This is a genomic window from Leptotrichia sp. oral taxon 417 (assembly GCF_013394865.1).
Classification (GTDB): Bacteria; Fusobacteriota; Fusobacteriia; order Fusobacteriales; family Leptotrichiaceae; genus Leptotrichia; species Leptotrichia wadei_A.
In genome coordinates this window covers 1-13,284 of record NZ_JABXYV010000002.1, presented here as the reverse complement: position 1 = coordinate 13,284, position 13,284 = coordinate 1, and the positions used below count along the sequence as shown (strand labels likewise).

Genomic DNA, 13,284 nt, shown 5'->3' with positions numbered 1-13,284 from the left:
TCTGAAATTTCAGGAGATAGGACATTCATAAATTCCGTTGGAAATATTGAAAATATCGGCGGAAAGATAAAGGGAAATGAAGTTGTGGCTTTAATTTCTGAAAACGGAAATGTAATCAACAATACAACCAAAAGAAAATTAGGATTCAATAATGGCGAATTTGATAGAAGCTGGCATGAAGAAATAGGTTCAATTGGGCAAATTTCTTCAAATGGCTTAACTTTTATTAAGGGTAACAGCTATGAGTCAACAGGCGGAATGTTAAGCACGGATCACCTGGCTTTGGATGTGAACAAAGTAAACCTGAATGCCTTATCTCTTTCAGGAGAAGACAAGTTTGGTTCAGGAGGAAGCAATTTCAGTAGATATGCTGAAACAACACATTTAGGAGCAGGAGTATCAGCAAATTCAGCTTCAGGAACAGTTGGAGACATGAACTTAAAAGGTTCATCATTTATCGCAAAAAATACGACAGGACTTACAGTAACAGGAAATATAAAAGTAGAGTCGGCAGTAAACAGTTATGAAAATGAATCAAAAAGCACAAGCAAAGGTTTCATGTCATCAAAAAGCAGTTATAGAAACTCTCATGCAGAAGAAAACTCGGCAAGCAACCTGATGCTTGGAAAGAATGCTGTAATCACAGGAAATGTTGAAGGGATAGGAAGTAATATTGTTCTTGGAGAAAACACCTTTGTAGGCGGAAAAGTTACAACTGATTCAAGGGAACTTCATAACAGCTACTACGAAAAGAACAGGAACAAAGGATTTACTGGCGGAATAAGTCACGGCACAATTTCAGCAGGATATGGAAAATCGCAAAGTACATACGATGAGAAGAGTACAGTAAATGCAAAATCCAACCTGCAAGTTGGAAATGGCTCAGTCTTGAACAGGGGTGCAGAAATTACAGCCACAAACTTTGAATACGGAAATATTCAGATTAATAATGGCGATGTGAAATATGGTTCAAGAATTGACACAAGGGATGTGCATACTTCAAGCAAGAGCAGCGGATTTACAATATCAGCGGGAATAAACAGCCCAGCATTGGACAGGGCAAAACAGGTTGGCCAAGCTGTAAGTCAGATTAAGAATGGCGATACGGCAGGCGGAGCTATGGAAGCGATAAATGCTGCAACTGGTACAATTAAGGGGCTTTCGGAAAATATTACAAGACGTGATGGCACAAGAGCCACAATGAATGACATCAGAAATAATGATTTCAAGGTAAATAACGACTTTTATGTAAGCGGAAACATACGTGCAGGATTTAACAAGTCAAAATCCAGTACAGCTTCACATACTGAAAGTGCAGTCGTTACAACAATGAAGCCTTTAAATGAAAATTCAAGCATCACGTACAATAACGTAAATAACATAACTTATCAAGGAACTCAGGCACAAGGTGGAACATTTATCTACAACAATGTAAAAAATATTCAGAAGAAAGCAGTAGAGCTTCATAACAGCTATAGTTCCAAAAATTCAGGATTTGGAGCAGGAGTAAGTGCAGGAATAGGTTCAAATGGACAAATTAAGCCAAGTAGCATAGGCGGAAACGTTTCTGCAAGTAGAAGTAATTTGAATACAACTGAAACTGTTTATCAGAATGGTAATTTTCAAAATGTAAATGAAGTTCACAATAATACTGGTACAATGACACTTTCAGGATTTAACCAGGAAGGCGGAAAAGTTACAGGTAATATTGGCAAGCTGGTTGTAGAAAGTAGACAGAACACAAGTACGACTACTGGAAGCAGTAGTGGAATAGGAATTGGAATAAGTGCAAATGGAATGCCAAATTCCGTAAATGTAAATGGAAGCAGAACAAATGGAAGTAGAGCATTTGTAGACAATCAAAGCAGCTTTATTGTTGGTGAAGGAAGTAATCTTCATGTTGGTACAGTTGAAAATACTGGAGCTATTATTGGAAAACAGAGTGAAAATGGTACTACATTTAAAGCTGATAAATATGTTGGCCACGATATTCAAAACTACGATACAATGACAACAACAGGAGTTTCATTAGGAACTTCATTAGGAAAATCTCCTAGAGTTACAAACATTGGATTTAATCAAGATGATAGGGATAAACAGGGAGTAACTAGAAATACGGTAGTTGGCAATGTAGAAATAGGCGAAGCTTCTGGAAGTCCAATAAATAGGGATGTTACAAAAGCTAATGAAGTCACAAGAGATGAACATCATTCTACGAATGTTAATGTTGAGAGCCAGACTATTGAGTATGCTACTAATCCTACAAAATTTAAAGAAGATTTGGAAGTAGCAATACTTGAAGGAAAAGCGACAGGTGAAACAGTTTTAAAAACAATAGAAAATCTTGTAAATGGTGGAAAAGAAGACATCGGAGACCCTGAAAGAAGAAGCCTAAACGAAATCAAGGAAGCTGTAATAAGGGTTAAGACAGCACCTGAAATGACTGCAATAGCAACAGGAGATTTAAACTCGCAGGAAGTGTTGGATACTTTAAAAATAAATGGAATAGAGAAATTTAATCCTGATGACCCTGATTTGCCAGAAAATGTAAGGGCAAGACTTGATGAGTTAGAAAAAGATGGAAAATCAGTAAAAGCCTTTTATGATAAGACTACTAACAAGATTTTTGTAAATGAAAATTTGACAGATGATGCGGAAATACGAGCTTCGGTAGCAAGAGAATGGAAAATTTCTGAAGATTTGAAAGATGGAAAAGGAAAAGCAAATGATGAAGATCAACTGAAATCAACTGTAGCAGGGGAATTAGCCTATGATGATATGATGAAAAGGGCTAGAGAAGGCAAGACTGGAAGCATAAGTACAGGAGAGCTTAATGAGGCTGTTATGGATATTAATAGTGAGATTACTGCTGATAAATGGGAAAGAACTAAACTCTTTTTTAGAACTCTTAGGAATCTTGGAGCTGGTGCTACAAATATGGTGGTACAGGGCAATAAAGCAGTGGGTAATACAATTGTAGCAGGTTATCATTATGTAACTGGTAATAAACAAGCAGGGGATGCACGGATGAGAAGGGCTATTAATAACGCAAATAATGTTATGAGTCAGCCTGGAAAAACAATAAGAACAATACAGACTGATGTTAGACAAACAGCAGCTAAAATAAATAAAGAAAAACGAAGAACAACACGACAACGAAGGCAACAAAAAATAGCGAAAGAGAATAGAAATAATGAATCTAAGCAAGCAATAAGTTCTTTAAGGCAGCAAATTAAAGAAACAAAGGATCCTCAAAAGAGGAAGAAACTTCAGGAACAATTAGATATGGTTGAGCCTCATCCTGTCAAAGAAATTCTTAAATCGGGAACTGAGTTAATTGAAAATTCTGCTGTTTTTAATGTCGTTAATAAAGGATTAGGTGGAGCATTAGAAAAAGGATTAGATAGAGCATTAGAAAAAGGATTTACTTTTTTTACAGGAAGTACAACTGCCTCTGTAGGTGGATTATTTCTTTTAACTTCACAAAATATGGGAACAAATGATGAAACGGATATATATAGCAAGTATAAAAATCACCCTGAACTTATTCCTATATTTAAGAAATATAAAGATATTTCACCAAAAGAAGCAAATTATATCAAGGAAAAGTATCCTCAATATTATAGCGATTATAAAATAGCCAACAGAATAAATCCCAACAAAACAGATTTTGATAAACACAGAACAGATTTAAAAGTTGCTGGAACTTATAGCATGAAGGAAGAAAAAGAAGAAGGGGCTAAAGTTTTAGGAACAATGGCAGGTTTTCTTGTAGAGCCATATGTTACTTCTGGAATAAAAAAGGCTGTAACTAAGGGTGGTGGAGCAGTTATTAATGTTTTTAAACCCAAGAATCTTGTCACACAGATGACAGCCACAGAAAGCAGAGCCGCAAGACAGGGAGCAATAGTTCTTGAAGAGGGGGCTGATGGAGTATTCCGAGTTCCTGAAAATGTGACAAAACCTTCAAAAAGTGTATCTAGGGGACTACCGCATAATACAACTTCCAGCACAACAGAAGTTACAGGCCATACAAGAAATGTTGAAAGAATTGCACAGACAGCAGGGAATGCGGCTAGAAATTTAAAAACTCCTGCTATAGAATACAAAGCTCCTTCCAAACCAAATGCTGTTGAAAAAATAACAACAAATATAGAGATAACTGGTTCAAAAGGCAAGAATGTTGAAATCATCAAAAAAGTAGATGGAAACACTACCATAACAATAGAAAAGCATACATCAGACATACCGCCAGCATACATAATTGACGATATAGCAAAAGGTGGAACGGGAAGAACTTCAGGAAATAAAAGTTATCTTGAAAATTATGGCGGAGGAAAGGCTTCAAATAAAGTGCCACCAGTTGTAAATAGGGAAAATATCCATAGAAACAGCAATACCCAAAACTATGACTACAAGGTTCAAGATAATAACGGTTCAAATGGCTCAAGCAGCGGAGGAAGCGGCTTTAAGAAAAATATCGAGTCTTCTACTACAAACCTTAGCACTAATAATTATTTTAATACATCATTAGAACAACCACCTACATTAACACCAAAATATCCGATTACTATTTATAATCCTGGATTTGCAGCAGTACAAGAAAGCGATTACCTAAATGCAGTAAGAGTTATAAACGAAGATGGTTCTTCAAATATTCCTAAGGGAACTGGATTAGTAACGATAGATAATCGACCATATATCAAAGATGGAAAACCTAAAGGAAGACCTTCATATAGAAAAGAATTTGAATATGATTTATATACTAATTATCTTAAAAGAAATAATATAACTAAACCAGCTGATGCTATAGTTAGAGATGAAATAACAGGAGAAGCGATTAATTGGTTGCCTGGACAACCACGAAAAGGAGTTGTAGATTTTGGACATTTACCAAAATCAAAATATTCAGAAATATTTAAGGAGTATTTAAATGAAAAAAGAACACCAAAGGATTTTAGAGACTGGTATAATAATCCTCAAAATTATAGATTTGAAACACCACACACTAATAGAAGTCATGCATATGAAAACATAACAACTCCGTTATTACCTCAATTTAATTCGCCAGTAATACCTCTATTAGAATACAAAACAGTACCATTATTAGAATATAAGCCAGATTATATAAATAATATACAAAATATAATTCAAAAACAACAAATGAAAATACCTACAAAATAGAGAAAGGACAAAGCTATGACAATTTATTCAGCAGCAGATATGGGAACATATGAAGAATTTTTAAAAATATTTAAAGAAGGAGATCAAAATGAAATAAGTCCATCAGGACGAAGTTTACTTTTCACAGCATTATGTAATACAAAATCAAAAGAAAGATATAGAATAGCAAATTTTTTAATAAATAAAGGAGCTGATGTTAAAATAATAACAGAAGATGGAATGAGCATGTTTTTTCCATTATTTTCTCTTGGATGGCAAGATATAGTAAAAACAACAATTTTGTGTAAGACATTATTAGAAAAGGGAGCAGATATAACAGTGATACATAAGAAAGAAAAAACGGTTTCATTCAAGGAATTATTTAATATCGGTACTCCTGAAATGGAAATGTTACCACTATATCAGCTAATATTTTCTCAACCAGGACTTCCTCTTTTAGTAAAGGATAAATGGGGATTAACAGTAATTGAATTTGCGAGAAGGTTTAATAGACCAATAGCAGTGAAAATGATGGAAGATTATGTAGAGAAATATAATTTGAAAGAAGACAGTTAGAATTTTTAGATAATCGTTGTTGTGAAAGACAGCGGTTATTTTTTTAATATTACATATAATTTGAATTTTTAAAACAATTTTTTACCCAACAGATTCTATAAAAGTAAAAAAAAATGAAACAATATTGATAAGAGTGTCCAGAGAAATATATAATCTTTTGGGAACATAAATTTTTTTATATAAATTTCTAAAATTATAAATGGACACTCCCTTTTTTTATTTATTTTTCCAAAAATTTTGAAATTAAATCTTTAACTTTTTCATTAAATTCTTTACTTAAAAAATAGTCTTTTACTTCTTTCTGAATACTGGAAAGTCTAGTTGCAGATTCCATAATTTTAGTAACAGGATTTTCTTTTCCTGAACTGAATTTCTTTATATTTTTTTCTTCTAATTTAAATTGCTTTTCAAATTCAAAATATTGTTTTTTTAAAGTCAGTTCTTCTTCAAAATTTAACAATTTTTCAAAATTAATTATTGGATAAAACTTATTTTTATACATTCCATAAAGATAAGATTTCTGATTAAATTTCTTAGATTTTAGATTATTTTTTTCTTCCATAGTTATTACTCCTTTTTCTATATTTATTTATAAAATTTCTTATTTAATTTTGTAAAGAATAATATTTTTTAGCTCTCTGCAAGAGCGAGTGAACCAACAAATGATATTGCCGATTTTTCGGTAATGTCATTTTTGGTGTAACGAGCTACAACTTATAAGGTAAGTTGTAGAAAGATTAATTCTAAATTTGACTAATCTATATTAAATATAATATAATAAAAATATAAATAAATCAAGTATCAAAGGAGAAATTTTTTTATGGAAAAAGCACATAACCTTATTAATATAAAAAAGTCAAAAATGTCAAATTATACTTCAATTATTGACCACATTTTCAGAAAACATAGGCAGTATAAAAATCAGAATATTAACTCTGAAAAAACTGAATTAAATACAATAATTCTAGACAAATTTGGATATAAAAATGGTAATTTTGAATTATCAGAATACTTTAAAAAAAATAAAATTAAAACCAAAAAAGATAGCGTTGTTCTAGTCAATTTTCTTTGCAACCTTGATGAAAAAATTTTTGAAAATATGGGTCAAGAAGAGATGACAGAAGTGTTCAAAAAAAATTTAAGCTGGCTAGAAAAAGAATACCCAAAAATGAATTTTATTTCTGCCGTAATTCATTACGATGAGAAAAAACCGCATATGCATGTCTGTGCAATTCCTTTAGCAGCTAAGGAAAAAAAACTGACTCAAAGAGAAGTTTTAAAAGAGCTTACAAAATTAAATTTAAGCGATAAAAAAAGTGATAAAGAGTTTATAAAAAAATTTCAGAATGAGCATAAGTATACAGCAACTACGCTTTCGGCAAAAAAATATTTTGATGGGAAAAGTTCGCTTTATGAACTTCAAAATAAATGGTTTGAATATCAGAAAGAACTGTTTAAGGACAAAAATATTGAAATTTTGAGAAGAAAACACGAAGGAAGAAGATATATTAAAAATATTGAAGTCTTTAAAGCTGAAGCACAAAAAGCTGCTGATGAAATGACCGAAGAACTGAAAATTGAGGACATACAAATTCCTGAAGCAAAAGTTTCACTTGAATATCCTAAAATTCATCAAGAAAAAACCTTTTGGGGACCAAAAAAAGAATATGTACTAAAACAAGATTTTGATAACTATTTAAAAAATCTGGATGAATATTTTTTAAAACATAACGAAAATATAAATAACTTAACAAAAGAATACAACAGTTCAAAAAACAATATAATTAGCGACTTTATATACAGCCAAAGCGGAGAAAAGGCAAGAAGCGACTATGAGCTTACAATGACTAAAAAAAAGCTTGAGAACATAAAAGAAAAGGGAGAAGTGTACCATTTTATCGACAGCAAGTCAAAAAAATTGGAAAAAGGGTTTGATAACGTTATTTCTCAAAAGCTTCAAAAGATTGGAAAAATAGATGAAGATATAGATGAAAGGCAGAAAGAACTTGAAAAAAATGACAAGTTTATAAAATCTCAAGAAGAAAAAATAAAAGACAATAATTTAATTATTGAACCAATTATAAAAAAAGGCAAAGAAGAATGGGAAAAAGAAAAAGTTCAGCTAAGACAAAATTTTGATAAAAAAATTGATACTGAATACGGAGAAGTTGTAAGGGAAGCTAAAAAGTATATAGCTGATGGACAAGATGCAAAAGAATTTCTGGAACAGAATCAAGAAACTATAGATTCTATAAAAGATTACAAGTTAAATTATAAAGCAAAACAGCAGGAGTTAAAGGATTTAGAGCCAAATTTTAAAAAAAATATCAGAAACGAAATTGAAACTGAATTTAAAATCAAAGAAGACAGCTTGAAAAAATCTCAGGAAAAAATTTCTGAAAAAGAAAAAACTCTTGAAAAAGAGTCGCTTGACTTAAATGCTAGAAAAGAGAAAATTACTCAAAGAGAAAACGGACTAAACACAAAAGAAGAAAAACTGCACCAAAGAGAAATAAACATTGAACCAAGAGAAAACGCATTAAACAAGCTATCTCAAGAATTAAGCAGAAAAGATGACAGATTGCAGAAAAAGGAGCAGGAAATTGACAAACAAATAGATCAAATGAAAACTATTACAGAAAAATCTCTTGAAAGAGAAAAGCAACTAGCAATCAGGGAGCAAAAAGTAGGAAGAACGGAGAATAAAATATTTCTTAGTCAGGATGAAGAAATAAGCAATTATTTTTTTAACATTTTTGAACTTCAGGCACAAATAGAAAATTATAATGACATAACCGCTCAAATTGAAGAAAGAAACAAGATAAATTCTGTAAAACAAAATAAAATATCTAATAAAATAAAAAATTTTATTTTAAATTTAAGCAATCTATTCAATCAGGGATTCTATGAACTTGTGGATTTTTTTAAAACAAAAGTAAAAAATTTTTCTGTAAACAAACAGATTGAAGAAAAAATACCTGAAAATGATGAAATATTTTTTGGTTTAGTAGAAGATTACAAGAATTGTGAAAAAGAAGAAAAAATTGAAAAATTAAGAAGAGAACAGGATAGAGGCTTCAGCAGATAATAAAATTTATAATATATTTGTCAAAAGATTTTAAAAAATTTTATTTTTTTAGTGGAGCAATATTCCAGAAGGTCATATGAAGCAATATAAAGGCTCATATTCAACAAGAATTAAGTTTTTGATATAAAAGGTCAAGTAGAAGGGAAAAGGCTCTTAAAACTAAAATTTGAGCGTCTGAGACATATTCGTCATATTTATTATTGATTCCACCATTTATACACAGTCATTTTTGACAATCCGGTGTCCCTGATGCACTGAGCCTTTTTTCCATTAGGATTATTTTTTCTCCACTCTTTTACCTGATTTTCTTTTGTGCCACTTCCTTTAGGTCGACCTCCCTCATTAACATATTCTCCCATTTTTTTCCTTATTTTTTTTATCTCTTTTAATAATTCTAAATGTGCTTTCTGTTTTCTTCCATTTCTTTTATTTTTAGGAATGTCAACATTAGTCAGTTTTGCTATAGTATCTCTAGGAAATGTAAAATAATTATCATGATAACAATTTAAAGCTGCTACAATATCATCAATTTCAAAATGATTATCTTCCTCCTCAGTTCTATTATCTAAAATTTCCAGAAATCCAAAAGCATCTTTTTCTAACTCTTCATAGCTTATCCCACACTTCTTAGCATAAATTGCCAGAGTCATAATCCCAAAATATCTATGACCTGCACTTATTTTTTCAATAATTTTCATTTTCCACCAGTCATACAAGGCTCTTTTAACTATCCATTTTCTTTCCCTTACCGGTTCTTTATTTACAATTCTTCTCTCATACCAGTCTGGAAAATTTTTTTTGTAATATTCTAATTTTTTAGATTTTTTCTTATCTTTTTGTGGAAATTTTAAACTGACATCAAATTTACAAAACGGAATACTCGCTTTTAATTCTTCCAAATTCGTTCTTTTACCTACTTTAAAAGCTCTTACTGGATATTCTTTTCCTAATTTGCTCCAAGATCCAACAGCCCTAAATCCTTGCAGAACTCCAGTCATATCCTTTTCTTTTTTAGAGCTTGTATAATCATTCCAGATTCTATCAATCAGAAGTTCTTTAAATTGAGTTAAAGTTTTTTGATAATGCCGATATAACGGCAACGGTTCATCAAGAAAATAATATAGATGAAGTCCACGGCCACTGTTTACAATGTATGTAGGATTAGGCAAAAGCTTATTTTTAATTTGAAACAGCAGATCTCTAATATTTTTTTCTCTAACATAATCCAAATCAATAACAAAAGCAAAAAGAAATCTGGCATTTTTAGAAACCCTATTCTTTCCAAAATAATTAACGGGAGCGATTAAACCAAAAGAAACATCTGTAACATATTTTATTCCTTCCAGATCATCAGTGATAACAAAACTTTTACTTCTTTTCTTTGCTTTACTAATTTGAATGCCAATTATATTGCCCTTAATGCTATGATTTTCATCTAGGTGCTCTCCCTTTTTCTGTAAACTACCTTCAGGAAATAAATCCCTATAGAAATTAAAAGGATCAACTTCCTTAAATCCTCTATCTTTCAAAAACTTATTTTTATAACTATACAAACGAATCCAATCTTCAACTGAACCTAATTCATAAGAACTGATTCTAACTAAATCATCTTTAAACATAAGAACATCCTCTCTGAATAAATAAATACTTAAAAAAATAAAAAACCCAGGGTAAAGGGGGACTACCCCCTTTAAATCCCCCCTCCCCTTGACGCTTTATATTATCAATGAGTTTTTTATACCTTTTTTTTCAATTATACAAAATTTACCATATTCTTTCAAGAAAAAAATTGAAGTGTCTCTAAAATTTGGAACTAAAAAAAATGAACTTATTTTACAATTCAAACTAGAAATGTATCAAAATGTATTTTAAAAATTTTTTAAAAAAGTTAATTTAATAGCATAAATAAAGGATTTAGTAATGTTGTCGGGTGTCACCCGACAACATCATAAATTTTTATATTCCTCCTTTATTTTTTTCTTTTTTTCTTGTAATTTTTTTATTTTGGTTTCTATTCTTGTTAGTTCTTTTTTCAAATAATTTTTTCTTTCTTCTCTGCTTGACATTCTCTCGTTATTTTTCTTAATTTCAATATTCTTAAATGCTTTTGTCGGGTTGCTCGCTGAAACAATTTCAATTATCTCTGATTCAGCAAAAACATCTTTTTCACTACCAGTTAATTTCTTTACAGCTACTTCAGGCAATTCCAATATTTGTGGGTTCTCTATCCCCTTGTTTTTGCTTTCTAAATACAATGCATATTTTCTGACTACCATATTTGCCTTATCTTTTAAAATATTTATCTTGCTTAACCATTTTCTCCAATATCCCTTTGTCTTATCATGACTTGAGAATATTTTATTTGCTTTATAAAGTGCATCATAATAATAAATTGTGTGTTTAGTTATATCTTGTAAATGTTGTGATATATTGTGCTCACAATCAATTAATTCCTCTTTTTCTTCATTTGTTATTTCAAATTCTGAATAGTCTATATCAAAAATTGATGTCTGATCAGAAAATTTCTGCATGCTTCCTTTAGCAGTTTCCGCATTGCTCAAAAATTGGTTAAGACCTAGTTTTTCTTTTTTCTTCATATCAGCCCTTCCCTCTCTAAAATTTCTTCAGCTATTTTTGTATAATCTTTTGCACCATGTGAATTTTTCCTGTAATCAAAAATACATTTATTTTGTAACACACATTTGCTTAAATCAACATTTTTTCGTATAATTGTTTTTAATAAAGATTCACCATATTCTGTTTCTAAAAACTTTTCTGTGTCCTTTGACAGATCATCATGCTCTTTCTTTATTAAAATAATTCCTTTTAAATCTCTATCGGTCAGATTCCTTATAAAATCTATTGTTGACCTTAATCCAAGAAGCTCAAATCCTCCTGGCACAAGAACAACATAGACACTGGATGTAAATATAGCACTAGTTGTATACGCATTGAAGCCGGGTGCTGTGTCAATTAAGACAGCATCATATTTATCTTCCAATTTGGATAAAAATCTGTCTAATGCTTTGTAATATGCAGAATCTTTATTTTTTAATTGCAGCATATCATCTTCCGTATTATCAGTACCCGTAATTAGATGTAAATTTTCCTCTATCTCGATTGGTTTAAAATCTGTAATTCTTTTAAGCAGATAATCTCCCAAGGTTGGATAATCTTTGTAATTGTTCGCACCAAAACCTAATGTTAAATTTATTTGTGCATCTGTATCAATTGCCAAAACTTTTAATCCCTTTTTTGCAAAGTACCAGCTCAAATTAAAAACTGTAGTAGTTTTTCCAACTCCACCTTTTTTATTTACGATCGCTATTTTTTTCATGCTCTTTCACCTCTTATTCTAAAATACTATTAAGCTTTATAATTTTGCTATTGATGTCACTAAAACTTAGATTTGTATATATAAGTGTATTATTGATATTCTTGTGTCCTAAAACTTTTTTTAGCTCTACAAGCGATAACCCCGCATTCAGAAGATGCACAGCACGGCTATGCCTAAATACATGAGTATGTGCATATTTCTTATCTATTCCAAGTGCTTCAAAGAGCTGCTTCATATATCTGTTTGTATGATTTTCCGACGCTCTTCCTTTTTTTGAATTTCTTGCAATGTAATCTTTTCCCGTCAGTCCTAATTGAACTTGCTGCTCCAGCAATAATGCATATAACTGTGGCGATATAACAATTTCCTTATAATCTTTCATTTTCTGCTTGGAGTTATTTAATCTTGCAATGACTAAATTTCTCCCCTTATAATTAATTTTTTTAATATCGCTGTATTTCAAGTTTAGAACTTCATTGATTCTAGCTCCTAGTTCGTAAAGCAATGAAAATACCACTTTATAGCAAGGCTTTGCATTTTCAATAACTCTTTTTACATCAGATTCTGTCAGATATTTCACTTTTTCTTCTTTTTCTTCATCCGGAAGAATAATATCATTTTGGTCTGGTATAATAATATCGTTCATAACTTTCCCCTTCTTCAATGTATTAATTTTTTAAAAACATTCTTTACTGATATAATTATACAACATTTTTTTTAAAAAACAAGTGAGAAAGCTAGAGAAATAAAGAAAAAGGTATGAAACTGTGGTCGAATACAAGCCTTTATATAGCTTCACATACTCTTTTGAACTATTGTTCTACTGAAAAAAATAAAACTTTTTTTTCTAATAAAATTTCTCTATAAAATAATAATTTTTAAATAAATTATAAAAAATTTTTATTCAAAAAAGGATTTTTCAAATAAATAAACTAAAATATTAGAAATCTTGACAATTTGCCAATAGAGGAGTATACTTTTAAATAATATTTTTTTTGAAATTTTAATAAAGAGGTGGTGAAAATCATAAAAAAATATATAACAATACTAATTTTTTCTCTAGCCACTATTAATTTTTCAGCACCTATTGATGATGCTACTAAAATTTTAGATATTCAGC

General features: G+C 30.5%; 8 protein-coding genes. 3 read left to right on the top strand and 5 right to left on the bottom strand.

Annotated features, from left to right (window positions below):
• A partial coding sequence (locus HW276_RS11275; RefSeq protein ID WP_178938575.1) for a GH-E family nuclease occupies nucleotides 1-5,184 on the top strand: 5,184 nt, incomplete at its 5' end.
• A gap of 15 nt (nucleotides 5,185-5,199) precedes the next feature.
• Entirely contained in the window at nucleotides 5,200-5,739 is a 540-nt protein-coding gene (locus HW276_RS11270; protein ID WP_178938574.1) for an ankyrin repeat domain-containing protein, read from the top strand.
• A 220-nt stretch (nucleotides 5,740-5,959) separates the two neighbouring features.
• Here the strand turns inward: HW276_RS11270 and HW276_RS11265 are convergent, their stop codons facing one another.
• A complete protein-coding gene (locus HW276_RS11265) occupies nucleotides 5,960-6,301 on the bottom strand; it encodes a hypothetical protein (RefSeq protein WP_178938573.1) in 342 nt (113 codons plus the stop codon).
• Between the two features lie 258 nt (nucleotides 6,302-6,559).
• Here HW276_RS11265 and HW276_RS11260 point away from each other — a divergent pair, with 258 nt between their 5' ends.
• A complete protein-coding gene (locus HW276_RS11260) occupies nucleotides 6,560-8,827 on the top strand; it encodes a plasmid recombination protein (protein ID WP_178938572.1) in 2,268 nt (755 codons plus the stop codon).
• A 197-nt stretch (nucleotides 8,828-9,024) separates the two neighbouring features.
• Here the strand turns inward: HW276_RS11260 and HW276_RS11255 are convergent, their stop codons facing one another.
• The 4 genes from HW276_RS11255 to HW276_RS11240 form a co-directional block, all read right to left on the bottom strand.
• Nucleotides 9,025-10,446, bottom strand: a complete 1,422-nt coding sequence (locus HW276_RS11255; protein WP_178938571.1) for a repa — start codon at nucleotides 10,444-10,446, stop codon at nucleotides 9,025-9,027.
• Nucleotides 10,447-10,773: 327 nt separating this feature from the next.
• On the bottom strand, nucleotides 10,774-11,424 hold the full coding sequence (locus tag HW276_RS11250; protein WP_178938570.1) for a hypothetical protein: 651 nt from the start codon (nucleotides 11,422-11,424) through the stop codon (nucleotides 10,774-10,776).
• Complete coding sequence (locus tag HW276_RS11245) at nucleotides 11,421-12,164, bottom strand: ParA family protein (protein ID WP_178938569.1); 744 nt, start codon at nucleotides 12,162-12,164, stop codon at nucleotides 11,421-11,423. The genes HW276_RS11250 and HW276_RS11245 overlap by 4 nt, the downstream gene beginning before the upstream one ends.
• A 13-nt stretch (nucleotides 12,165-12,177) precedes the next feature.
• Complete coding sequence (locus HW276_RS11240; protein WP_178938568.1) at nucleotides 12,178-12,810, bottom strand: site-specific integrase; 633 nt, start codon at nucleotides 12,808-12,810, stop codon at nucleotides 12,178-12,180.
• Nucleotides 12,811-13,284 lie beyond the last annotated feature (474 nt).